General features: G+C 71.5%; 21 protein-coding genes. 12 read left to right on the plus strand and 9 right to left on the minus strand.

The window, feature by feature from the left end:
* The first annotated feature begins 2 nt into the window (after positions 1–2).
* On the plus strand, positions 3–431 hold the full coding sequence (locus AC3IYJ_RS30605; protein ID WP_112451269.1) for an OB-fold nucleic acid binding domain-containing protein: 429 nt from the start codon (positions 3–5) through the stop codon (positions 429–431).
* A 2-nt stretch (positions 432–433) separates the two neighbouring features.
* The gene (locus AC3IYJ_RS30610) at positions 434–1189 is read left to right on the plus strand and encodes a DUF3159 domain-containing protein (protein ID WP_489397750.1); all 756 of its coding nucleotides are present in this window, start codon (positions 434–436) and stop codon (positions 1187–1189) included.
* 237 nt (positions 1190–1426) lie between these two features.
* On the opposite strand, the gene AC3IYJ_RS30615 is transcribed toward AC3IYJ_RS30610, so the two are convergent.
* Together AC3IYJ_RS30615 and AC3IYJ_RS30620 are read right to left on the minus strand one after the other, a co-directional pair.
* Positions 1427–2089 carry a potassium channel family protein gene (locus AC3IYJ_RS30615; protein WP_214953432.1) on the minus strand — a complete coding sequence of 221 codons (663 nt, stop codon included), beginning with the start codon at positions 2087–2089 and terminating at the stop codon, positions 1427–1429.
* Positions 2086–2754, minus strand: a complete 669-nt coding sequence (locus AC3IYJ_RS30620) for a potassium channel family protein (protein ID WP_330299034.1) — start codon at positions 2752–2754, stop codon at positions 2086–2088. The genes AC3IYJ_RS30615 and AC3IYJ_RS30620 overlap by 4 nt, the downstream gene beginning before the upstream one ends.
* Before the next feature lie 219 nt (positions 2755–2973).
* Here AC3IYJ_RS30620 and AC3IYJ_RS30625 point away from each other — a divergent pair, with 219 nt between their 5' ends.
* Positions 2974–5022, plus strand: coding sequence for an APC family permease (locus AC3IYJ_RS30625; protein ID WP_489397751.1), 2049 nt, complete (start codon positions 2974–2976; stop codon positions 5020–5022).
* Between the two features lie 109 nt (positions 5023–5131).
* Positions 5132–6466, plus strand: coding sequence for a class I SAM-dependent RNA methyltransferase (locus AC3IYJ_RS30630; RefSeq protein ID WP_489397752.1), 1335 nt, complete (start codon positions 5132–5134; stop codon positions 6464–6466).
* A gap of 92 nt (positions 6467–6558) precedes the next feature.
* Here AC3IYJ_RS30630 and AC3IYJ_RS30635 read toward each other — a convergent pair whose 3' ends face one another.
* Entirely contained in the window at positions 6559–7233 is a 675-nt protein-coding gene (locus AC3IYJ_RS30635) for a DedA family protein (protein WP_489397753.1), read from the minus strand.
* Between the two features lie 156 nt (positions 7234–7389).
* On the opposite strand from AC3IYJ_RS30635, the gene AC3IYJ_RS30640 reads away from it, so the two are divergent.
* A complete protein-coding gene (locus AC3IYJ_RS30640; protein WP_489397754.1) occupies positions 7390–7761 on the plus strand; it encodes a BlaI/MecI/CopY family transcriptional regulator in 372 nt (123 codons plus the stop codon).
* Positions 7758–8699: a M56 family metallopeptidase gene (locus tag AC3IYJ_RS30645; protein WP_489397755.1), complete on the plus strand. Its 942-nt coding sequence runs from the start codon at positions 7758–7760 to the stop codon at positions 8697–8699. The genes AC3IYJ_RS30640 and AC3IYJ_RS30645 overlap by 4 nt, the downstream gene beginning before the upstream one ends.
* Positions 8700–9470: 771 nt before the next feature.
* Here the strand turns inward: AC3IYJ_RS30645 and AC3IYJ_RS30650 are convergent.
* Together AC3IYJ_RS30650 and AC3IYJ_RS30655 are read right to left on the minus strand one after the other, a co-directional pair.
* A complete protein-coding gene (locus tag AC3IYJ_RS30650; protein ID WP_489397756.1) occupies positions 9471–10307 on the minus strand; it encodes an undecaprenyl-diphosphate phosphatase in 837 nt (278 codons plus the stop codon).
* A 203-nt stretch (positions 10308–10510) separates the two neighbouring features.
* Entirely contained in the window at positions 10511–10966 is a 456-nt protein-coding gene (locus tag AC3IYJ_RS30655; RefSeq protein ID WP_330299085.1) for an Lrp/AsnC family transcriptional regulator, read from the minus strand.
* 132 nt (positions 10967–11098) lie between these two features.
* Between AC3IYJ_RS30655 and AC3IYJ_RS30660 the strand changes: the two genes are divergently transcribed.
* Complete coding sequence (locus AC3IYJ_RS30660) at positions 11099–12100, plus strand: asparaginase (protein WP_489397757.1); 1002 nt, start codon at positions 11099–11101, stop codon at positions 12098–12100.
* 115 nt (positions 12101–12215) lie between these two features.
* Here the strand turns inward: AC3IYJ_RS30660 and meaB are convergent, their stop codons facing one another.
* The 4 genes from meaB to AC3IYJ_RS30680 all read right to left on the minus strand — a co-directional run bounded on the left by meaB (position 12216) and on the right by AC3IYJ_RS30680 (position 18738).
* Positions 12216–13325 (minus strand): methylmalonyl Co-A mutase-associated GTPase MeaB, encoded by a 1110-nt coding sequence (gene meaB / locus AC3IYJ_RS30665; RefSeq protein ID WP_489397758.1) that lies wholly within the window; start codon positions 13323–13325, stop codon positions 12216–12218.
* A 5-nt stretch (positions 13326–13330) separates the two neighbouring features.
* Positions 13331–15526: a methylmalonyl-CoA mutase gene (gene scpA / locus AC3IYJ_RS30670; RefSeq protein WP_489397759.1), complete on the minus strand. Its 2196-nt coding sequence runs from the start codon at positions 15524–15526 to the stop codon at positions 13331–13333.
* Positions 15523–17382 (minus strand): methylmalonyl-CoA mutase family protein, encoded by a 1860-nt coding sequence (locus AC3IYJ_RS30675; protein WP_489397760.1) that lies wholly within the window; start codon positions 17380–17382, stop codon positions 15523–15525. Before AC3IYJ_RS30675 ends, scpA begins: the two co-directional genes overlap by 4 nt.
* Positions 17383–17544: 162 nt before the next feature.
* Positions 17545–18738, minus strand: a complete 1194-nt coding sequence (locus AC3IYJ_RS30680; protein ID WP_489397761.1) for a cytochrome P450 family protein — start codon at positions 18736–18738, stop codon at positions 17545–17547.
* Between the two features lie 858 nt (positions 18739–19596).
* Here AC3IYJ_RS30680 and AC3IYJ_RS30685 point away from each other — a divergent pair.
* Genes AC3IYJ_RS30685 through AC3IYJ_RS30705 form a run of 5 tightly spaced genes read left to right on the plus strand, consistent with a single transcriptional unit; the run spans position 19597 to position 24016 of the window.
* Positions 19597–20574, plus strand: coding sequence for a TauD/TfdA dioxygenase family protein (locus AC3IYJ_RS30685; RefSeq protein WP_489397762.1), 978 nt, complete (start codon positions 19597–19599; stop codon positions 20572–20574).
* A 49-nt stretch (positions 20575–20623) separates the two neighbouring features.
* Complete coding sequence (gene ssuE / locus AC3IYJ_RS30690; protein ID WP_489397763.1) at positions 20624–21181, plus strand: NADPH-dependent FMN reductase; 558 nt, start codon at positions 20624–20626, stop codon at positions 21179–21181.
* A 46-nt stretch (positions 21182–21227) separates the two neighbouring features.
* Positions 21228–22259: an ABC transporter substrate-binding protein gene (locus tag AC3IYJ_RS30695; protein ID WP_489397764.1), complete on the plus strand. Its 1032-nt coding sequence runs from the start codon at positions 21228–21230 to the stop codon at positions 22257–22259.
* 12 nt (positions 22260–22271) lie between these two features.
* A complete protein-coding gene (locus tag AC3IYJ_RS30700; protein WP_489397765.1) occupies positions 22272–23102 on the plus strand; it encodes an ABC transporter ATP-binding protein in 831 nt (276 codons plus the stop codon).
* Positions 23099–24016 (plus strand): ABC transporter permease, encoded by a 918-nt coding sequence (locus AC3IYJ_RS30705; RefSeq protein WP_489397766.1) that lies wholly within the window; start codon positions 23099–23101, stop codon positions 24014–24016. Before AC3IYJ_RS30700 ends, AC3IYJ_RS30705 begins: the two co-directional genes overlap by 4 nt.
* The last annotated feature ends 95 nt before the right edge of the window (positions 24017–24111 follow it).

Raw genomic sequence — 24111 nt, forward strand, 5'->3', positions numbered from 1 at the left:
GTATGAGTGCTGAACCGCGTCCCGAGAAGCCCGCCAAGCCGGCGAAACCCGCCAGGCCCGCGGGCCGGTTCCGCCGGATGATTGAGCGGCTGTCCACCTCGCAGGAGGAGCTGCATTCGGCGGAGCTGCAGGAGGACGCAGAAGCCGCGGGGTGCACGCGGATCTGCGACTGCCACGACCGTCAGATAGTCAAGGTGACCGGGACCCTGCGGACCGTCACCCTGAGGCCGCGCGCGGGCGTCCCCGCCCTGGAGGCCGAGCTGTTCGACGGCTCGGCCGCGCTGGACGTCGTCTGGCTCGGGCGTCGCTCGATCGTGGGAATCGAACCCGGCCGTCGCATGATCGCCTCCGGGCGGATCTCGATGAGCCACGGCCGTCGGGTGCTCTTCAACCCGAAGTACGAACTCCGACCGCTCGGACAGGAGCACTGACGGTGACGTCACTCGACAAACCGACCACTCACGGGGTGGATCCCTCCGCGGATCCGGCCGCCGACCAGAAGGCCGTGACGCAGGCGGCCCTCTTCGATGCCTTCGGCGGGATCCGCGGCACCGTGGAGACGATGCTCCCCGGCCTGCTCTTCGTCATGATCTACACGATCAACAAGGACGTGAAGAGCTCCGCCATCGCGGCGGGCGCGGTCGCGGTCCTGCTGGTGATCGTGCGGCTGCTGCGCAAGGACACGGTGAAGCACGCCTTCAGTGGCGTCTTCGGCGTGGGCGTGGGCGTGGCCTTCGCCCTGTTCACGGGCAGCGCGAAGGGCTTCTACCTGCCCGGCATGATCTACGGCGCCGGACTGGGCGTGGCCTTCACGCTCTCCGCGCTGGTGGGCTTCCCGCTGCTGGGGGTGATCCTGGGGCCGGTCTTCAAGGAGAACCTCTCCTGGCGCACCCGCAACCCCGGGCGCAAGAAGGCGTACACCAAGGCCAGCCTGGCCTGGGGCCTGATCTTCCTCGCGAAGTACGCGATCCTCTTCCCGCTGTACTGGTGGGGCGACGCGACGCAGCTGGGCTGGGTGCTGATCGCGTTGAAGCTGCCGCCGATGGTGCTGGCGGTGTACTTCACGTGGGCCTTCCTGGCGAAGGCGCCGCCGCCGATCGACGTGATCGCGGAGTGGGAGGCGGAGGAGGCGGCGGAGAAGGCCGCGAAGGCCGCGAAGGCCGCGAAGGCCGCCGAGCGGGGCCGATAGATCCAGCCCCGCCCGGGGGCACCTCCCAGCGGTAGCTGGGGGAGTTCGAGGCGCGGGGTCTGGGGCGGAGCCCCAGGGAACGGCGGAAGGGCGGGTCGGGGACAGCCCCGCAGGGACCAGGCCCCGCCCCGCACGCAGCCCCGTACGCCGTCGCAGTCGCTGCCCGGCTTCCGGGATGCGCCGAAGGGCGACGACCAGGCCGGTCGGCGCCCTTCGGACGTGTAAGCGAGCCGCAGGCTAGTCCGCGGCCTGCAGGAGGTCCTCCAGCTGCTCCTCGCGGGCCTGCGCGGCCACGAAGAGGAGCTCGTCGCCCGGTTCGAGGGTTTCCTCGCCGTGCGGGGTCAGGACCCGGTTGCCACGGATGATCGTGACCAGCGAGGTGTCCTCGGGCCAGGTGATCTCGCTGATCTGCTTGCCGGCGACCTGGGAGTCGGCGGGCAGGGTCAGCTCGACCAGGTTGGCGTCGCCGTGGCTGAAGCGCAGCAGCCGGACCAGGTCGCCGACGCTGACGGCTTCCTCGACCAGCGCCGACATCAGGCGCGGCGTGGAGACGGCGACGTCCACGCCCCAGGACTCGTTGAAGAGCCACTCGTTCTTCGGGTTGTTCACGCGGGCCACGACCCGGGGAACCCCGTACTCGGTCTTGGCCAGCAGCGAGACGACCAGGTTGACCTTGTCGTCGCCCGTGGCGGCGATGACCACGTTGCAGCGCTGCAGCGCGGCCTCGTCCAGCGAGGTGATCTCGCAGGCGTCGGCCAGCAGCCACTCGGCCTGCGGCACCCGCTCCACCGAGATGGCGGTCGGAGCCTTGTCGACGAGGAGCACCTCGTGGCCGTTCTCCAGCAGCTCACCCGCGATGGAGCGGCCCACCGCGCCCGCTCCGGCGATCGCGACCCTCATGCGTGCGTCTCCTCAGGTCCCTCGGCGAAGGAAGCCTCCACCTTGTCGATCTCGTCCGTGCGCATCATCACGTGGACGAGGTCGCCCTCCTGGAGGACCGTCGCCGACGTCGGCAGCATGGCCTCGCCCAGTCGGGTGAGGAACGCCACGCGGACGCCGGTCTCCTCCTGCAGCTGGCTGACCTTGTGGCCGATCCAGGCGGTGGAGGTGTGCACCTCGGCGAGCTGGACACCGCCGCTCGGGTCGCGCCACAGCGGCTCCGCGCCGGACGGCAGCAGCCGCCGGAGCATCTGGTCGGCGGTCCACCGCACGGTGGCGACCGTGGGGATGCCGAGCCGCTGGTAGACCTCGGCGCGCTTGGGGTCGTAGATGCGGGCGGCGACGTTCTCGACGCCGAACATCTCCCGGGCCACGCGCGCGGCGATGATGTTGGAATTGTCACCGCTGCTGACCGCGGCGAAGGCGCCCGCCTCCTCGATGCCGGCCTCGCGCAGGGTGTCCTGGTCGAAGCCGACTCCGGTGACGCGACGGCCGCCGAAGGATGCCCCCAGCCGGCGGAATGCGGTGGGGTCCTGGTCGATGACCGCGACCGTATGCCCCTGCTGTTCCAGGGTCTGCGCGAGAGCGGATCCCACTCTTCCGCAGCCCATAATGACGATGTGCACGGCCGTCCTTCCGGCTGTCAGCGGCTCGCTGGTTTCCAGCCTCTTTGCTGCTCTGGCTTAACAGGGTCTCAGACCATGGCCCAAGCTACACACGGGCGGTCACCAGTGTGACCATTTGGGCTGGAGGCCGCGTCTCTTTGCCCTGGATGTGGGGGGACTTCGTGGCGGATAGGGGTGGGGGGTTCGTCAGTCTGATTTCGAACGCTTACGATCCTCTGCGTGTCCAAACTGACCGACGTGCCCAAACGGATCCTGATCGGCAGGGCGCTACGCAGCGACCGCCTCGGAGAAACACTCCTCCCCAAGCGGATCGCCCTTCCCGTCTTCGCCTCAGACCCGCTCTCCTCGGTGGCGTACGCGCCCGGCGAGGTCCTGCTGGTCCTGTCGGTCGCCGGCGTATCGGCGTACCACTTCAGCCCCTGGATCGCCGTCGCGGTGGTCGTGCTGATGTTCACGGTGGTCGCCTCCTACCGGCAGAACGTCCACGCCTACCCGAGCGGCGGCGGTGACTACGAGGTCGCCAACACCAACCTCGGCCCCAAGGCCGGTCTGACGGTCGCGAGCGCCCTGCTCGTCGACTACGTCCTGACCGTCGCCGTATCGATCGCCTCCGGCGTCGAAAACCTCGGTTCCGCCATCCCCTTCGTCGTCGAGCACAAAGTGCTGTGCGCGATTGGGATGATCTTGATGCTCACGCTGTTGAATCTGCGCGGCATGAAGGAATCCGGGAGGCTCTTCGCCATTCCGACCTATGTCTTCGTCGTGGGCGTATTCGTCATGATCGCCTGGGGAGCCTGGCGGGGCCTGGTCCTCGACCAGACCATGAAGGCACCCACGGCCGATTTCGAGATCAAGGCCGAGCACCAGGGGCTGGCCGGGTTCGCCCTGGTCTTCCTGCTGCTGCGGGCCTTCTCCTCCGGCTGCGCCGCCCTGACCGGCGTCGAGGCGATCAGCAACGGCGTACCCGCCTTCCGCAAGCCCAAGAGCAAGAACGCCGCGACCACCCTGGCCCTGATGGGCGGCCTGGCCGTGACGATGTTCTGCGGCATCATCGCGCTGGCCATGGCCACCAACGTGCGGATGGCCGAGAAGCCCGCCACCGACCTGCTCCACAACGGGGCCGAGGTCGGCTCGGGCTACGTCCAGAACCCGGTGATCTCCCAGGTCGCCGAGGCCGTCTTCGGCAACGGCAGCTTCATGTTCATCGTGCTCGCCGCCGCCACCGCGCTCGTGCTGTTCCTGGCCGCGAACACGGCGTACAACGGCTTCCCGCTGCTCGGCTCGATCCTCGCGCAGGACCGGTACCTGCCCCGGCAGCTGCACACCCGCGGCGACCGGCTCGCCTTCTCCAACGGCATCGTGCTGCTGGCGGGCGCGGCGATCCTGCTGGTCTGGATCTACGGCGCCGACTCGACCAAGCTGATCCAGCTCTACATCGTCGGCGTCTTCGTCTCCTTCACCCTCAGCCAGACCGGCATGGTCCGGCACTGGAACCGCCACCTGCGCAGTGAGACGGACCCGGCGGCCCGCCGCAAGATGTTCCGCTCCCGCGCGATCAACGCCTTCGGCGCGTTCTTCACCGGCCTGGTGCTGGTCGTGGTCCTCGCGACCAAGTTCACCCACGGCGCCTGGGTCGCCCTGCTGGGCATGGTGATCTTCTACGCGACGATGACCGCGATCCGGAAGCACTACGACCGGGTCTCCGCCGAGATCGCCGCCGCCGAGGGGCCCTCCGACGACAGCATCCGCCCTTCGCGGGTCCACTCCATCGTCCTGGTCTCCAAGGTCCACAAGCCCACCCTGCGCGCCCTGGCCTTCGCCAAGCTGACCCGCTCGGACGCCCTGGAGGCGCTCAGCATCAGCGTCGACCCGGTGGAGACCAAGGCGCTGCGCGAGGAGTGGGAGCGGCGCGGGATCAACGTCCCGCTGAAGATCCTCGACTCCCCGTACCGGGAGATCACCCGCCCGGTCGTGGAGTACGTGAAGGGCCTGCGCAGCGAGAACCCGCGCGACGCCGTCAGCGTGTACATCCCCGAGTACGTCGTCGGGCGCTGGTACGAGCACCTCCTGCACAACCAGAGCGCACTGCGGCTCAAGGGCCGGCTGCTCTTCACCCCCGGCGTCATGGTCACCTCGGTGCCCTACCAGCTGGAGTCCTCGGAGCTCGCGAAGAAGCGGGCGAAGAAGCGGGCCGAGTGGAACGCCCCGGGCGCGGTGCGCCGCGGGCCGGTCGACAGCCCGCGTCCGAAGGACCCGGCGGCGAAGTAGCGCGCGGCACCTCGCGGGGTGGTGAACGGCCGGACGAGATCCACGTAAACTGGTGGGTCGGTCGTCCGGCCGTTCCTTTTTGATCCACATTCCTTGGAGTCTCCCCGCCATGACGACCGAGCAGAACGAGAAGCAGTCACTGGTCGGGGAGGAGTACGAGGTCGAGGTCGGCCCCGTCGCGCACGGAGGCCACTGCATCGCCCGCACCGCCGAGGGCCGCGTGCTGTTCGTCCGGCACACCCTGCCCGGCGAGAAGGTCATCGCGCGCGTGACGGAGGGCGACGCCGACTCCCGCTTCCTGCGCGCCGACGCCGTCACCGTCCTGGACCCCTCCAAGGACCGCACCCCGGCCCCGTGCCCGTACGCCGGCCCCGGCAAGTGCGGCGGCTGCGACTGGCAGCACGCCAAGCCGGGCGCCCAGCGCCGCCTCAAGGGCGAGGTCATCGCCGAGCAGCTGCTGCGCCTCGCCGGACTCACCCCGGAGCAGGCCGGCTGGGACGGCACCGTCATGCCGGCCGAGGGCGACAAGGTGCCCGCCGGCCAGGTCCCGCAGTGGCGCACCCGAGTGCAGTTCGCGATCGACGAGGACGGCAACGCGGGCCTGCGCAAGCACCGCTCCCACGACATCGAACTGATCGACCACTGCATGATTGCGGCGCCCGGCGTCAGCGAGCTCGGCATCGAGCAGCAGGACTGGCCCCAGATGGCCACCGTCGAGGCCATTGCCGCGACCGGCTCCCAGGACCGCCAGGTCGTCCTCACCCCGCGCCCCGGCGGCCGCCTGCCGCTGGTCGAGCTCGACAAGCCGGTCTCCGTCCTGCGCGTCGAGGAGAAGGACGGCGGAGTCCACCGCGTCCACGGCCGCCCCTTCGTGCGCGAGCGCGCGGACGGCCGTACGTACCGCGTCGGCATGGGCGGCTTCTGGCAGGTCCACCCCCAGGCCGCGGACACCCTGATCAAGGCCGTCATGCAGGGCCTGATGCCGCGCAAGGGCGAGATGGCCCTCGACCTCTACTGCGGCGTCGGCATCTTCGCGGGCGCCCTCGCGGAACGCCTCGGCGACACCGGCGCCGTCCTGGGCATCGAGTCCACGAAGCGCGCGGTCGAGGACGCCCGGCACAACCTGGCCGACTTCCCCCGCGTCCGCATCGAGCAGGGCAAGGTCGAGGCGATCCTCCCCAAGACCGGCATCACGGAATGCGACCTGGTCGTCCTGGACCCGCCCCGAGCGGGCGCCGGCAAGCAGACGGTCCGCCAGGTGGCCGGCCTCACCCCCCGCCGCATCGCCTACGTCGCCTGTGACCCGGCAGCCCTGGCCCGCGACCTGGGCTACTTCAAGGAGGCGGGCTACAAGGTCCGCACCCTGCGCGCCTTCGACCTCTTCCCGATGACGCACCACGTGGAGTGCGTGGCGATCCTGGAGCCGGTCCGCGACGACGCCTGACCTGGGGTTTGTTTGAGAAGGAAGCCGCCTCGCCTGCCTGGGCTTTTGCCCGGTAGGGGAGGCGGCTTCCTTTTTGGTCTTCGGCGGTGGGGTCAGGCGTTGGTGTCCGGGTCGGGGGTGCGGCGGGAGTGGAGGAGTTCCAGGGCTACCGGGATGAGGGACAGGGCGACGATGGCGGCGATGATCGGCAGGAGGTAGTGGTCGACGTTGGGTACGGAGGCGCCGAGGGCGTATCCGGCCAGGACCAGGCCGATGGTCCACAGGAGGCCGCCGAGGATCTGCCAGAGGGCGAAGGTGCGGGTCGGGACCTCGAGGATTCCGGCCAGGGGGTTCAGTACCGTCCGGACGATGGGCAGGAAGCGTGCCAGGACGATGGCCTTCGCGTAGCCGTAGCGTTCGAGGATCTTCGCCGCTCGTGCGGCGCCCTCGCTGATCTTGCGGGACTTGGCGCGGGTCAGGAACGCGGGTCCGGCCTTGCGGCCCAGGAGGTAGCCCGTCTGCGCGCCGGCCAGGGCGCCGGTCGCGGCGGCGAGGAGGACCCAGGGCAGGGACAGGTGGCCGGGTGACGCGGCCGAGCCCGCGCACAGCAGTCCGGCGGTGAAGAGCAGGGAGTCGCCGGGCAGGAAGAATCCGAGGAGCAGGCCGGTCTCTGCGAAGAGGATGACCGCGATGCCGAACGTTCCGAAGGCGGCGAGCAGGGACTGGGCGTCGAGCAGGTTCACGGCGAGGTGCACCGGCGGTGCTGCGGCGAGCTGCGTGAGGAGCATCCGTGCGGTCCCATCGATAATGGTGGCTGGGGGTGGGGCTCACCGCTGCGGGCAAGAGGGTGCCGGACCGCCTCGGGGGTGCGGTCCGCCTCCCTCGCGTCAGCAGAGCAGTTGGTGTCTACTTCACTGTAGACGAAGTGGTGGGAGGAAGGTTTCATGACCGACAGCGCGAGCGAACGCCGGCCTGCGGGTGAGCTGGAGGCCAGTGTTCTGGCGGCCCTGTGGGCCGCGGGGAGACCGCAGTCGGCGGCGCAGGTCAGAGAGGCGATACCGCAGTCGCTGGCGCGGACCACGGTGGCGACGCTGCTCGCCCGGCTGCACGAGAAGGGTGTCGTCGGCCGCGATCCGGGCGGGCGGGGCTTCCTGTACTTCCCGGTGGAGGACGCGCACGGTCTCACCGCGCGCCGGATGCACCGCGAGCTCGACCGGGACGGCGACCGCAGCGTGGTGCTGGCCCGGTTCGTCGAAGGGCTCAGCTCCGACGACGAGGCGGAGCTCAGGCGGCTGCTGGAGGGAGGCGGGCAGTGATCGCCCTGCTGATCGTCCCGCTCCTGCTGCCCTGGCTGCTGGCGCCGTTCGCACGGCGCACGGCCGACCGGGTGCGGCCCGAGGTCGCGCTGTGGACGATCACCACCGCCACCGGGGCGCTGGCCCTGGGGGTCGTGGCGTGCCTGGGCGCTCTGCTGCTGCCGCTGGCTCTGGCGATCCCGCCCCTGGCCGCGCTCGTGCATCTGGTCCAGCCGCTCCGGGCCGGTCCGGCGCTCCTGGCGCTGGGCGTCTCCACGGTGTCCGCCGGGGTCGTCGCGGTCATCGGCGTCACCGTGGCCCGGCGTGGACTCACCGAGGCCAGGCAGCTGCGTACCGCCCACGGCGATGTCGCCCACCTTCCGGCCGTCGGGGGGCTGTGCGTGTTGAGCGACCCGCGACCCGACGCCTACGCCCTTCCCGGTGGGCTGTGGGGCGGGGGCCGGATCGTGGTGACCTCCGGCATGTTGAGCTCACTCGAGCCGCGCGAACGGGAAGCCCTCCTGGCTCATGAGCGGGCGCACCTCTCCTCGCGCCACCACCTCTTCCTCGCCGTCGCCCAGCTCGCCGGATGGTGCCACCCGGCGCTGGCCGCCGTCATCCCGCAGGTGTCCTTCGCCGCCGAACGGGCGGCGGACGAGTCCGCCGCCCGCGCCACCGGCAGCCGGACGCTCACCGCGCATGCCGTCGGGCGGGCGGCGCTGGCCGTCACCCGTGCCGGTGCGCGGCCCGGCGGATCCGTGCTCGCGCCGGGCGCCGTCACCGGGCCGGTCCCCGCCCGCGTGAAGGCCCTGCTCGTCGGGGCGCCCGTGCGGCGCATCGCTCCCGCGCTGCTGGCCATGGCGCTGCTGTGCACGGCGGCCGGTGCTTCCTCCCTGGCCGGAGCGGTCTGGCTGCACGGCGGAGTGGAGATCGCCCAGGGCGAGCGCACCTCCGACTGAGGTCGGCGAGGGTGTGGGAGCGGGTGTGGGGCGGGTGGTTCCAGGCGGACCCGACCGTGCTCCGAGTGGTCGTCCGGAGCCTGTGCCTGGGAATCGGCAGGGGGAGCGGCGGTGTACGAGCGGCAGGGGAACGGCGCTCCGGCGGCGCGGGACCGCGCTGCCCCGGCGGACCGGGTGGTGGAGCTGCTGGGCGCCCGGGACGAGGTCGAGCTCGCCCTGAAGGCTTCGCTGGGCGAACTGCCGCGCGAGCGTGACGAGACGCTGTCGAGGATGGCCGAGGTGCTCCAGGCCACGGCGCAGGGCCTCTCCCTGGACGCCGCCGCGGTGTGGGCGGACGTGCCGGAGCGGATGCTGCGCAACTGGCTGGCGAAGGACCCGGCCTTCGCTTCCGCCCTGCGATCCGCCGCGGCACTGGCCGCGGCCCACGGGCTCGGCGACGGCCCCGCCGCCGAGTCCACGGCCACGCCCGCGATGGTCCGGGTCGCGGTACTGGCGCTCGGCCGGGGGGCGACATGGGCGCAGGCCGTGGCCGTGGCGGGCCTCCCCGTCCGGCACTTCCGGCCGCTGTCCCGCACGCACCCGGTCCTGGTCGAGTTGGTGGATGCGGCGCGGCGGGCGCGACCCCGGAAGCAGAAGGGCTTCGTACCGGCCGGCCACCGGCCTCGGCGCCCGGGTCAGGCGCCGTCCGTCCCCCGGGCCTCCCGTCTCGTACGGCGCGAGGACCGGCCGTCAGGGGGTGAGGAACGGTCGTCAGGCGGTGAGGAGCAGCCGTCAGGGGGTGAGGACTCCGGCGCCGAGGAGGCCGAAGAGCAGGACGCCCACGACGATGCGGTAGATGACGAAGGCGTTGAAGGAGTGCTTCGCGACGAACTTGAGGAGCCAGGCGATCGAGGCGTAGGCGACGGCGAAGGAGACCACCGTGCCGACCGCCAGGGGGAGGGCGTCCACGCCGGCGCCGACCGCGTCCTTCAGCTCGTAGAGGCCCGCGCCCGTCAGGGCGGGGATGCCGAGGAAGAAGGAGAGGCGGGTGGCGGCGACCCGTTCGAGGTCGAGGAGGAGGCCGGTCGACATGGTGGCGCCGGAGCGGGAGAAGCCGGGGAAGAGGAGGGCGAGGATCTGGGAACAGCCCACCAGCATCGCGTCCTTGAAGGAGGTGTCGTCCTCGCCGCGCTTGTGGCGGCCGATCTGGTCGGCGGCCCACATGAGGCCGCTGCCGACGATGAGGGAACCGGCCACCACCCAGAGGGAGGCCAGGGTGCTCTCGATGAGCGGTTTGGCGGCGAGCCCGACGACCACGATGGGGATGGTGGCGTAGATGACCCACCAGGCGAACTTGTAGTCGTGGTGGTACCGCTCCTCGCGGTCGACCAGGCCGCGCCCCCACGCGCGCACGATCCGCACGATGTCCTTGAAGAAGTACACCAGGACCGCGGCGATGGCTCCGACCTGGATGACGGCGGTGAAGGCGACGACGGCCTTGTCGTCGACCGGGATGCCCATCAGCCCTTCGGTGATCTTCAGGTGGCCGGTGGAGGAGACCGGCAGGAATTCGGTGACCCCTTCGACGATGCCGAGGATCGCTGCCTGGCCGATGTCGATGGTGCTCAATTCGTCCGTCCCTGGGGTTGGTTCGCCCGGCCGAGAGGGTGCGGCAGCTCGGGGAGGTCTACGTTCGTGTAGACGTTGAGGGTGACTCTAGAGGACGGGTGCGGAGCGGCCAACATCGGGCGTTGCCCATGCCCTGCTGCGCCGACTGGCCCTGCGCGGCTGACCCGTCCCGCCGATGGGCCGGTTCGGCGGGGGAGACCGGCTCAGCCGTCCACCGGCAGGCCGGTGTGGGGCTTGATGCGCTTCATGACGATCTGGGAGTTGACCTCGGTGACCCCCGAGAGCGCGGTCAGCTTCTCGATCCAGAGGCGTTCGTACGCGCGCAGGTCCGCGACCGCGATGCGCAGGAGGCAGCCGGGGCTGCCGAAGAGGCGGTAGGCCTCGATCACGTCGGGAATGTCCTGGAGGGCGGCTTCGAAGGCTTCCACGGCTTCGCGGTCGCGGCGGACCTCCACGGACACCAGCACCTCGAAGCCGCGGCCCACCGCCTCGGGGGCGATCATCGCGCGGTAGCCCTGGATGACCCCGTCCTGTTCGAGCTGGCGCACCCGGCGCATGCACGGGGAGGGGGTCAGGCCCACGCGCTGAGCCAGCTCCTGATTGCTGAGCCGGCCATCGGCCTGAAGCTCGCGCAAGATATCTCTGTCAATGGCATCCATCACGCAATTATTGCTTATCCAGTGTTACGGCTGGGGTCAAAGTAGCAATCGCGTTGCGCGTAGATCGGCCTACTATTGCGTTTTGCCGAAAATATGTACGAGCTGTGCACGTATGAGGGAAGGGCGGCCGAAGTGGGACGCATCGTCGTCATCAGTACCGGCGGGACGATAGCCAGCCGCTGGCAGGGTTCCGGTTTCGCGGCCGATGCCGACGGGGCCGAGGTCATGGCGACGGCGCCGCTGCCCGAAGGCGTGACCATCGAGGTCGTCGACCTGTACAGCGTGAACAGCCCCCGACTGACCACCGCCCACCAGCTCACCCTGCTGCGCACCGTGCACGAGGTGTTCGCCGACCCCGGCGTGGAGGGCATCGTGGTCACCCACGGCACCGACACCCTGGAGGAGTCGGCGTTCTTCGTCGACCTGCACCACCACGACGCGCGCTCCGTCGTCTTCACCGGATCCCAGCGCCCCATGGGCGCGGCTGACGGGGACGGCCCCGGCAATCTCTACGATGCCCTGCTGACCGCGTCGACCACGCGCGGCCTCGGTGTCCTGATCACGTTCGCCGGACGGGTCCACGCGGCGCGCGGGACCGTGAAGACGCAGGCGGTGGCGCTGGACGCGTTCGCCGACCCCTCGAAGGAACTGCTGGGCAAGGTCGGCTTCGGAAAGGTGACCGTGCTGCGCACGCCGGTCCGCCCCGAGCCGCTGGCGCTGCCGGGCATGCCGGAGGTTCCGCCGCGGGTGGACGTGGTGATGCACCACGCGAGCGGCGACCCGGTGCTGCTGAACGCCGCGGTGGCGGCGGGGGCGCAGGGCATCGTGCTGGTCGGCACGGGGGCCGGCAACGCGACGCCGGAGATCGTGGAAGCGGTGAAGGCGGCGATCGCGGCGGGCGTGCTGGTGGCTCTGACCACGCGGGTCGCCGCCGGGCCGGTGACGGAGATCTACACGCACGGTGGTGCGGTGGACCTGGTGGCGGCCGGGGCCGTCCCGACGGGGACGCTGCGGGCGCCCCAGGCGCGGGTCGCGGTGCTTGCGGCGCTGCTCGCCGAGGGGGAGACCGAGGCGCGGGTGCGGGTGTTGCGGCAGGCGCTGGCCGCGGGTGGGCCGGTGCTCGTCTCCGCCTGAGGCCGGGGCCGGGGCTGGGCCGACGGTGGGCGGTGCGGGGGTGGGGCCGCTGCGCGGAGCTCTCCCCGCCCCGCCCTTTCGCCGTTTCCCGGGGCTCCGCCCCGGACCCCGCGCCTCAAACGCCGGCGGGGCTGGGGGGTGCGGCCGGGCTGGAAGGTGCGGCGGGGCTGGGAGGTACCGCGGGGTTGGGGGGTGCGGCCGGGTTGGGGGGTGCGGCTGGGCTGGCGGGTGCGGCCGGGGCCGGTTCGTCCGTGAACGCCGCCAGGAGGCGGTCCGCGGCCAGGGTGGGGGTCAGGGTGCCTGCGCGGACGGCCGACTCCAGGTCGGGCGCGAGGTCCCGTACCGCCGGGCTGGAGCGCAGGCGCTCCAGGAGTTCGTCGCGGACCATCGACCAGGTCCACTCCACCTGCTGGGCCGCCCGCTTCGCCGTGAGGCGGCCGTTGGTGTCCAGGAGCAGACGGTGCTGCTCCAGGCGGTTCCAGATCTCGTCCAGGCCCTTCGACTCCCGCGCGCTGCACGTAAGGACCGGTGGGGTCCAGGACGCGTCGGCCGGGTGCATCAGGCGCAGCGCGCTCGACAGTTCGCGGGCCGCCGACTTCGCGTCCCGCTCGTGCGGGCCGTCCGCCTTGTTGACGGCCAGGACGTCGGCGAGTTCCAGAACGCCCTTCTTGATGCCCTGGAGCTGGTCGCCCGTACGGGCCAGGGAGAGCAGCAGGAAGGAGTCGACCATGCCGGCGACCGTGGTCTCCGACTGGCCGACGCCGACCGTCTCGACGAGGACCACGTCGTAGCCCGCCGCCTCCATCACGATCATCGATTCCCGGGTGGCCTTGGCCACGCCGCCCAGGGTCCCCGCCGAGGGGGAGGGGCGGACGAAGGCCGCCGGATCCACCGACAGGCGTTCCATCCGGGTCTTGTCGCCCAGGATCGAGCCGCCCGTACGGGTCGAGGACGGGTCGACGGCCAGGACCGCCACCCGGTGCCCCAGCCCCGTCAGCATCGTGCCGAAGGCGTCGATGAAGGTGGACTTGCCCACGCCCGGAACCCCGCTGATGCCGATCCGGCGCGCCCGCCCCGAGTGCGGCAGGAGCTCCGTCAGGAGCTGCTGCGCCAGGGGCCGGTGGGCGGGCAGGGTGGACTCGACGAGGGTGATCGCGCGCGCGATGAACGCACGCCTCCCGTCGAGAACGCCCTTGACGTAGGTCTCGATGTCGATCCTGGGCACGGCGGCTACAGCTCGTGGCCCAGGTCCGCGGCCAGCCGCGTCACCAGGTCGTGCGCCGCGTCCGGGATCACCGTGCCGGGCAGGAAGACCGCCGCCGCGCCCATCTCCAGCAGGGTGGGGACGTCCGCCGGCGGGATGACCCCGCCCACCACGATCATGATGTCCTCGCGGCCCTCCGCCGCCAGCTGCTCGCGCAGCGCCGGCACCAGGGTCAGGTGGCCGGCCGCCAGCGAGGAGACGCCCACCACGTGGACGTCCGCCTCGACGGCCTGGCGGGCCACTTCCTCCGGCGTCTGGAACAGCGGGCCGACGTCCACGTCGAAGCCCAGGTCGGCGAAGGCGGTCGCGATCACCTTCTGGCCGCGGTCGTGCCCGTCCTGGCCCATCTTGGCGACCAGGATGCGCGGGCGCCGGCCTTCCGCTTCCTCGAAGCGGTCGACGAGCGCGCGGGTGCGCTCCACGGACGGGGACTCGCCTGCCTCGGTTCGGTACACACCCGAGATCGTACGGATCTGGCTCGCGTGGCGCCCGTACACCTTCTCCAGTGCGTCCGAGATCTCACCGACCGTCGCCTTCGCGCGCGCCGCGTCCACCGCCAGCGCGAGGAGGTTGCCCTCGCCGCGCGAGGCAGCGTTCGTCAGCGCCCGCAGGGTGTCCTGGGTGTGTGCCTCGTCGCGCTCCTCGCGCAGCCGGCGCAGCTTCTCGATCTGCTGCGTGCGCACCGATGAGTTGTCGACCCGCAGGACGTCGATCTGCTCGTCGGTCGCCACCCGGTACTTGTTGACGCCGATCACCGGCTGGCGGCCCGAGTCGATCCGGGCCTGCGTGCGGGCGGCGGCCTCCTCCACGCGGAGCTTGGGGATGCCCGCGTCGATGGCCTGCGCCATGCCGCCGGCCGCCTCGACCTCCTGGATGTGCTGCCAGGCCCGGCGCGCGAGGTCGTAGGTCAGCTTCTCCACGTAGGCGCTGCCGCCCCACGGGTCGATGGTCCGGCAGGTCCCCGACTCCTGCTGAAGGAGCAGCTGGGTGTTGCGGGCGATGCGCGCCGAGAAGTCCGTCGGCAGGGCCAGGGCCTCGTCGAGGGCGTTGGTGTGCAGGGACTGGGTGTGTCCCTGGGTGGCCGCCATCGCCTCGATGCAGGTGCGCGTCACGTTGTTGAAGACGTCCTGGGCCGTGAGCGACCAGCCCGAGGTCTGCGAATGGGTGCGCAGGGAAAGGGACTTGGCGTTCTTCGGGTCGAACTGCTTGACCAGGCGCGCCCACAGGAGGCGGGCAGCGCGCAGCTTCGCCACCTCCATGAAGAAGTTCATCCCGATCGCCCAGAAGAACGACAGGCGCGGGGCGAAGGCGTCCACGTTCAGCCCGACGGCCTGCCCGGCCCGCAGGTACTCCACGCCGTCGGCGAGGGTGTACGCCAGCTCCAGGTCGGCCGTGGCCCCGGCCTCCTGGATGTGGTAGCCGGAGATCGAGATGGAGTTGTAGCGCGGCATCTTCTCCGAGGTGAAGGAGAAGATGTCCGAGATGATCCGCATCGAGGGCTTCGGCGGATAGATGTAGGTGTTGCGGACCATGAACTCTTTGAGGATGTCGTTCTGGATGGTCCCGGCGAGCTTGTCGGGGGAGACGCCCTGCTCCTCCGCCGCCACGATGTAGAGGGCGAGGACCGGCAGCACCGCGCCGTTCATCGTCATCGACACCGTCATCTTGTCCAGCGGAATGCCGTCGAAGAGCTGGCGCATGTCGTAGATCGAGTCGATCGCCACGCCCGCCATGCCGACGTCGCCGGTCACGCGCGGGTGGTCGCTGTCGTAGCCGCGGTGCGTCGGCAGGTCGAAGGCGATCGACAGCCCCTTCTGCCCGGACGCGAGGTTGCGCCGGTAGAAGGCGTTGGACTCCTCGGCCGTGGAGAAGCCGGCGTACTGCCGGATCGTCCAGGGCTGGTTGACGTACATCGTCGGGTACGGGCCGCGCAGGTACGGGGCCACGCCCGGGTACGTCCGCAGGAAGTCCAGGCCCTCCAGGTCCCGGCCCGTGTACAGCGGCTGCACGCCGATGCCCTCGGGCGTCTCCCACAGCAGCTCGGCGGCGCCGGAGCCGGTGGACTCCTTGAGGGCCGTGCGCCACTGGTCCTCGGAACCGGAGGCCGGGGCCCCGCCGGCCAGCGGGAGTTCGGAGAAATCGGGGATCCCTGTGCTGCTCAAGACGACACTCCCATCCGGTCGAGTACGGAGGACAGCACGGCGACCGCGTCGCAGCCGGCGAAGACGTACTCGTCCACGGCCTCCGCGGCGGTGCCGGGCCTGCCCGCGAGGAACACGGTCGTCGCGCCCGCCGCGCGCAGCGCCTCGGTCACCGCCACGGCCTGCTCCTCGTACAGCGCGTCGCTGGAGCACAGCACGGCCATGCCGTCCGCGCCGCTCGCGGCGTAGGCCGCCGCGGCCGTCTCGGGGGTCACCGACACCGGGTCGTGGACCGGGGTGACGCCGCCCGCCTGGAAGAGGTTGGAGGCGAAGGTGGCGCGGGCGGTGTGGGCGGCCGCCGGGCCCAGCGCGGCCAGGAAGACCGTGGGCCGCTTGCCCGTCGCCGCCAGGTGCGCGTCGCTGCGGGCGCGCAGGGCCTCGTACGCCTCGTCGCGGCGGGCGCGGGGGAGTCCGCCACTGAGCGGGGCCGGCGCGGGTTCCCGTACCAGCGGCTTCTCGGAGAGCAGCGGGAACTCACTGACTCCGGTGATGGGTTCGCGGCGCTTGGCCAGCTTCTTCGACCGCTCCGCCCAGGTGGCGGCGAGGCGTTCGGCCACCAGCCCGGAGCGCAGGGCGGCGGCCTGGCCGCCGGCCTTCTCGACGGTCTGGAAGAACTCCCAGGCGGCGTGGGCGAGTTCGTCCGTGAGCTGCTCGACGTAGTACGAGCCGCCGGCCGGGTCGATCACGCGGGCCAGGTGGGACTCCTCCATCAGGATGGTGGAGGTGTTGCGGGACACGCGGCGCGCGAACGCGTCGGGCAGGCCCAGCTCCTGGTCGAAGGGGAGCACGGTGACCGCGTCCGCGCCGCCCACGCCGGCCGCCATGCAGGCGACGGTGGCGCGCAGCATGTTCACCCAAGGGTCGCGGCGGGTCATCATCACGGGCGAGGTCACGGCGTGCTGGCGCTGGGCTCCGGCCTGCGGGGCCCCGCAGGCCTCGGCGATCCGGGCCCAGAGGCGGCGCGCGGCGCGCAGCTTGGCGATGGTGAGGAACTGGTCGGCGGTGGCGGCGTAGCGGAACTCCAGCTGCCCCAGGGCGGCTTCCGTGCCGAGGCCCGACCCGGTGAGGGCGCGCAGGTACGCGACCCCGGTGGCCAGCGAGAGCCCCAGCTCCTCGGCGGCGCTGCCGCCCGCCTCGTGGTAGGGCAGGGCGTCGACGGTCAGGGCGCGTACGTGCGGCCAGCCGGCGGCCGTCTCCGCGGCCAGCGCGGCGGCTCCCGCCAGGTCCAGGGCCTCACCCGTACGGGCCTCGTGGCCCAGCGGGTCGGCGCCCAGGGAAGCGTGCGCGTCCCCGGGCTCCACCCCGCGCTCGGTGTACAGCGCGAGCAAGGCCCGAGCGGCCTCGGCGTACTGGGCCCCGGGGTCGAGGGAGACGGGGGCGAGGTCGAGGTAGACCCCCTCCAGCGCGCGGGAGAGCCCGGCTGCGGGCAGGCCCGCGTCGCCCACGGCCAGCCACAGCGAGGTGGTGCCGTTCTCCAGGTCGGCCAGGGCCGCCTCGTTCACCCGTACGGGGTCGGTGCCGGCGATCCGCTGGCGCACGTCCCAGCCCGAGGCGGCATTGCCCGCGGCGCTGCCTCCCCGTACGAAGGGCGCGAACCCCGGAAAACCGGTGTCCGGCGCGGCTTCGGGCGCGGTGTACAGCGGGCGGGTGGTGAGCCCGTCCTCGAGCTTCGTGGACAACGCGTCTTCCGCTGCCTCGCCGGAAACTTCCTTGCCCGACTTGCGCAGCACGCCCTCTACCAGGCGCTGCCACTGCTCATGCGTCGCGTCAGGGAATTCGGCGGCCAAGGAGAGCCCGTCATCAGGCAGGACCGTCATGGCTCGAATGTTAGGGGCCGTTCACTGAGTGCGCCTATAACCACTGGATGTGATCTCTCCCTCTCAAGTGAGACTCGTGGTAGCACGAAAGAGCGGCCCGCCGCGGGGGTCCCGAGGTGGCCGGGAGCCCCCGCCGGGGAGCCGGATTCGTACACCCCGGGGCTACCAGCGCACCGGGAGCCTGGTGACACCGCGCACCAGCGTGCCCGGGATCCACTCCGGCGGCCCCGCGTCCGGGTCCGCGGCCAGGTCGGGGAACCGTTCCAGCAGGGAGCGGACGGCGATCCTGGCCTCCATCCGGGCCAGCGGCGCGCCGAGACAGAAGTGGATCCCGTGCCCGAAGGCCAGGTGGCCCTGGGAGGCGCGGCGGATGTCGAAGGTGTCCGGATCCGCGAACCGCTCCCCGTCGCGGTCGCCGGAGGCCAGCGAGACCAGGACGGTGGACTCCGCCGCGATGGTCACACCGCCCAGGACCAGGTCCTCGGTGGCGAAGCGGGCGGTCGAGTTCTCCACCGGTCCGTCGTAGCGGAGCATCTCCTCGACGGCCCCGTCGAGCAGGCCGTCGTAGTCGGCGCGCAGGTCCGCGAGCTGCTCGGGGTGCGCGAGCAGGGCCCGTACCCCGTTGGAGATCAGATTGACGGTGGTCTCGTGCCCCGCGATCAGCAGCAGGTAGGCCATGCCGACGAGCTCGTCGGGGGAGAGGGAGTCCCCGTCCTCGTCCCGGGTCCGGATCAGGGCGCTGAGCAGGTCGTCGCCCGGCTTCTCGGTCTTGTCGGCCAGCAGGCCCACCAGGTAGGCGGTCATCGCCTCGAACACCGGGCCGAGCTGCTCGGCGTTGCCGATGGGAGCGGACACGATCCGGCTGGACCACTCGTGGAACTGCTCCCGGTCGAGGTCGGGGACCCCCAGGAGCTCGCAGATGACGGTCATCGGGACCGGGAGGGCCAGCGCCTGGATCAGGTCGGCGGACCGGGAGGGATCCGCCTCCATCGCGTCGAGGAGCTCGTCGGTGACCTGCTGGACGCGGGGGCGCAGGGCCTCGACGCGGCGCGGGGTGAACTCCCGGGAGACCAGCTTGCGCAGCCGGGTGTGGTGGGGCGGGTCCGATTCGAGCATGTTGGTGCTGGTCGCCCCGAGCAGTGCCTTGTCGAACTCGCCGAAGGCGCTGGGATTCTTGGCCAGAAGCGGGTGCCCCAGGGCTTGGCGGGCCTCTTCGTAGCCCACGACCAGCCAGATCGGCCAGCCGGCGGCGCCCGTGACCTGGTGGACGGGGCCGGCCGCGCGGAGCTCTGCGTAGGTGGGGTAGGGGTTCGCGTTGAACTCCCCGTCGGGGGAGCTGAGGTCGACTAGAGCCATCGGGCCAGCCTACGACCGTGGTTGATCTACCGGTCGGACGTTTTCCGGTCACCCGCGCTGGCCGGTTCCGTCGCCCGGGTCCTTGCCCCGGCTGTTGTCCGGGCGTTGTCCGGGCATGGCGGGTGCGTTGCGGCCGCATGAAATCAGGCCATGGGTTTTCGGCCGTGACCGAAGCGCCGGGACCGGGTGAAAGGGCAGGTCGGAGGTGGTTCGACGGGTGGCCCGGGGGTACGGGATCGGGTCGTGGACCGGGGTTGACCGGCCGTGGGGGCGCTGGCAGTCTCCGGGACATGTCCGCGATCGAGTTCCTCGCCCCGCGGCTCCACACCACCGGCCTCTGTACCGCGCCGGGCGAGTGTCAGGGCCGCTGTCCGGCCCCGCGCCTCTTCTGATTCCGAGCGCCCTTCCCGCCGCTCCCGGCCGCCTCCGGCCGCCGGGCTCCAGGCCGCCCCTTCCGGGGACCGCCGGTGCCCGTCGGCGTCCGCGGCCGTCGGCCGTGCGCTGAGCGCCGTCAGTCGCCGTTCGCCGTCCTTCCGCCGTCCTCCCGCCATCCCCGGCCCGTCGTCCGTGGGTCGTCGTACCCGGGTCGCCGTCCGTGGTCCGGCATCCGTCGGCCCCGGTCCGAGGTGCCCGGTCCGCCGTCCCCGGTCCGTAGCTCACCGTCCCTGGTCCGGCGTCCACCGCTTGCCGGTGCGCGCCCCGTCATCAGTCGCCCGACCGCTACCCGTCACCGGCCACCCGTCACCGGCCACCGCCTCGGCCCTGCCCGGCCCGGCGACCCGGTCCGGGCGGCAGCCCACGGGCTTCCCGCCCCGCCGTATCCCGATCTTCCGCCGCGGAAACACCCAAGGAGCCATCATGACCACTGCCATCCGCACCGACCTCACCGTGACCAGGATCGGCGGCCGGATCGGCGCCGAGATCGGCGGGGTCCGCCTCGGCGGCGAGCTCGGAGCCGGCACCGTCGCCGGGATCCGGGCGGCGCTCCTCACCCACAAGGTCGTCTTCTTCCGGGGCCAGGACCACCTCGACGAGGCCGGGCACGAGGCCTTCGCCGAGCTGCTCGGCGCGCCCGTCGCGCACCCCACCGTCCCCTCCGCGGACGGGCGTTACGCCCTCGGCATCGACTCACACCACGGAGCGCGCGCCAATCAGTGGCACACGGACGTCACCTTCGTCCCCGCCTACCCCGCCTTCTCCATCCTGCGCGCCGTCACCATCCCGCCCTACGGGGGCGACACCCTGTGGGCCAACACGGCCACCGCGTACTCCCACCTTCCCGAGCCGCTGCGCGTCCTGGCCGACAGCCTGCGCGCCGTGCACTCCAACGAGTACGACTACGCGGCCCTGAAGCCCGAGGCGCTTCCCGAGGCGCTCGTCCAGTACCGCGAGGTCTTCACCTCCACCAAGTTCCTCACCGAGCACCCGGTGGTCCGCGTCCACCCCGAGACCGGCGAACGCACCCTGCTGCTCGGCAACTTCGTCCAGCGGATCAACGGACTCACCGGCCGCGACTCGCGCCTCCTCCAGGACCTCTTCCAGGCCCACATCGAGCTCCCCGAGAACACCGTCCGCTGGCAGTGGCAGGCCGGTGACGTCGCGATCTGGGACAACCGCGCCACCCAGCACTACGGGGTCGACGACTCCGACGACCACGAGCGCACGCTGCGCCGCGTGACGGTCGACGGCGAGATCCCGGTCGGCCCCGACGGGGTCCCGTCCCGGCTGATCAGCCCCGAGGCCGTCCCCGCGCCGTCCTTCGGCATCGCTTCGGGAGCCTCCCGCGACTCGGACTCCGAGGCCTCCGGCTCCGAGTCCCCCGTCACCGTCTCCTGACCTGTTCGGCCCCGTGCCCCCGCAGTCCCCGCCACCCAAGGAGCGCTCCGTGCCCAAGCTGCTCGCCATCACCGGCAGCCCTTCCACCAACTCCCGCACCGCTGTCGTCGCCGATCACGTGCTGCGCCGCCTGAACCACGCCGGCTTCGACACCGCCCACCTCGCCGTCCGCGAGCTCCCGGCAGCCGACCTGCTCTCCGCCCGCCGCGGCGAGCCGGAGATCCGGCGGGCCGTCGAAGCCGTCGCCGAAGCCGACGGGATAGTCATCGCGACCCCCATCTACAAGGCCTCGTACACCGGGCTGCTCAAGGCCTTCCTCGACCTGCTCCCGCAGGACGGGCTGGCCGGGAAGACCGTGCTGCCGCTGGCCACGGGCGGCAGCCTCGCCCATGTCCTGACCATCGACTACGCGCTGCGCCCCGTCCTCACCGCGCTCGGCGCCCGGCACGTCACCGCAGGTCGCTTCGTCCTCGACTCCTCCGTCGAGCGCGGGGCCGGCCCCGACCGGCTGCGGCCGGAGGCGGAGCTGGACCTCTTCCAGGCCGTCGACGAGTTCGCCGGCGCCCTGCGGGCGGCCGAGTCCGCCGCCCTCACCACCGCGCACTGACCTCCGTACTGCCCGATCAGCCCGATTAGCCCGACAAGGAATCGTCATGCCCGCAGCCTTCACCACGACCCGCACCTCCCGACGCCAGTTCCTGACCCTGCTCGGCATCTCGGCGGCCGCGGTGAGCTGCGGCACGGCAACCGCCACCGGCGCCCGCGGCAGCCAGGTCACGTCCCTGAAGTACCAGGGCGCCGTCGGCTCGGTCACCCTCCCCGAACTCGCCGCCGACCTCGGCTACCTCGGGGACCTCACCCTGGACTGGGTGGGCAACACCATCAGCGGACCGCAGGACATCCAGTCCGCCGCCACCGGCCAGACCCACTTCGGCGGTGCCTTCAACGGCGCGATCGTCAAACTCGCCGCGAGCAAGGCCCAGATCAAGGCCGTCACCTCCTACTACGGCTCCGACAAGGACACCTACCTCGGCTACTACGTCCTGGAGGACAGCCCGATCCGCTCCCCCCGTGACCTCATAGGCAAGAAGGTCGGCATGAACACCCTGGGCGCCCACGCCCAGGCCCTGCTGGACATCTACCTGGAGCGCAACGGGATCCCCAAGGCCGAGGCCGCCAAGGTCGAGGCCCTCGTGGTGCCGCCCGTCAACACCGAGCAGTCGCTGCGGCAGGGACAGATCGAGGTCGGTGTCCTCAGTGGAGTCCTGCGGGACAAGGCGCTCGCGACCGGCGGCATCCGCCCGCTGTTCAAGGACTTCGAACTGCTCGGCTCCTTCAGCGCCGGCTCGTACGTGATGACCCAGAAGTTCATCAAGGAGAACCCGGACACCGTACGGACCTTCACCACCGGTGTCGGCAAGGCCATCGAATGGTCCCGCACCACCCCGCGCGATGAGGTCATCGCCCGGATGACCGAGATCGTCAAGAAGCGCGGCCGCAACGAGGACACCGCGACCCTGAAGTACTGGCGCTCCTTCGGGGTCGCCGAGACCGGCGGGCGGATCGCCGACAAGGAGTTCCAGCTCTGGATCGACTGGCTGGGCGAGCGCGGCGAGATCAAGAAGGGCCAGCTCAAGCCGGGCGACCTCTACACCAACGAGTTCAACGACCAGGGCAAGGGCTGAGGGGGCGCTGCCATGGCGAAGATCGTGTTCGACTCCGTGACGAAGACCTTCCCGACGAAGGACAAGAAGGGCCGCAGGGACAAGGGGGAGTTCACCGCCCTCGACGGCATCGACCTGGAGATCGAGGCGGGGGAGTTCGTGGTCGTCGTCGGCCCCAGCGGCTGCGGCAAGTCCACCCTCCTCGACCTGCTCGGCGGCCTGACCCGCCCCACCTCCGGCCGGATCCTGCTCGACGGCAAGCCGGTCACCGGGCCGGGGCTGGACCGGGGCATCGTCTTCCAGCAGTACGCGCTGCTGCCCTGGCGCACCGCGCTCGGCAACATCGAATTCGGCCTGGAGGCCACCGGCGTCCCTCGCCGGCAACGAACCGCACGGGCCCGTGAGTTCCTGGACCTCGTCGGGCTCACCGGATTCGAGGACCGGCACCCGCACGAGCTGTCCGGAGGCATGCGCCAACGGGTCGCCATCGCGCGCTCGCTCGCGTACGACCCGGACGTCCTGCTGATGGACGAACCCTTCGCCGCGCTCGACGCGCAGACCCGCGAGTCCCTCCAGGACGAGCTGCGCCGCATCTGGCAGAGCACCGGAAAGACCATCGTGTTCATCACGCACGGCATCGAGGAAGCCGTCTACCTCGGGCAGCGGGTGGCCGTCATCACCTCCCGCCCCGGACGGATCAAGGAGGTCGTCCCGGTGTCCTTCGGAGACCGCAACGCCGGGGCGACCGGCGAAGACCTGCGGTCCAGCCCGGAGTTCGCCCGATACCGCCACGAGATCTGGACCCTGCTCCACGACGAGGTGGCCCGCGCCCAGCAACTGGAGAAGGAGGAGGCCACCGTATGAGCAGCACCGTGGTGGAGACGACCGCGCAAGCAGCGGACGCGGCAACGGAAGAAGCGGAAACAGTCGTACGAAGCCCTGCGCCCTCGGAGACACGGAGCCCGGCCCCGTCTTCGGCGTCGGCGCCGACTTCGGTCCCCGCCCGGGCCCTGCGCCTCCTGCACGCGCTGCGAGCCGTGGCGCTGCGCTCGGCGGCGATCATCGCCCTGCTCGCGGTGTGGGAGGCGGCGCCCCGGCTGGGACTGGTCGACGCCACGTTCCTGCCGCCGGTCAGCGAGGTCGCCAAGGCCTGGTGGGAGCTGCTCGGCGACGGACAGCTCGCCGAACACACCCAGGCCAGCCTGGTCCGCTCGTTCGGCGGCTTCGGCATCGCCGTGGTGGTCGCGGTCCCGCTCGGACTGCTGATCGGCTGGTACCGGCCGGTGGCCGTGCTGCTCGGACCGCTGCTGGAGGTGTTCCGCAACACGGCGGCGCTGGCGCTGCTGCCGGTGTTCGTGCTGCTGCTGGGCATCGGGGAGACCTCGAAGGTCTCGATCGTCGTGTACGCCTGCGTCTGGCCGATCCTGCTGAACACCATCAGCGCCGTCGGCAACGCCGATCCGACGCTGGTCAGACTGGCGCGGTCGATGGACCTGTCCACGCCCAGGCTGTTCCAGAAGGTGATCCTGCCGGCGTCGGTGCCCACCATCTTCACCGGGATCCGGCTGGCCGGGGCGGTGTCCATCCTGGTCCTGGTGGCCGCCGAGATGATCGGCGCGAAGGCGGGGCTCGGCTACCTGATCAACGCCTCGCAGTTCAACTTCGCCATCCCGCAGATGTACGCGGGCATCGTCACGATCTCCGCGATCGGCGTGGCCTTCAACCAGATCCTCGTCGCGGTGGAACGCCGCCTGAGCCTCTGGCGCGTCCCGTCCTGACCCCGCGCGGGCCCGCGGTCGCACGCTTCCGCGGGCCCGCCGCACTCTTCCGCGGGCCCGCCGCCCGCCCCTGCGGCCCGCCGCCGCCCCCGCCG

Source organism: Streptomyces sp. GL_140, from assembly GCF_057834465.1.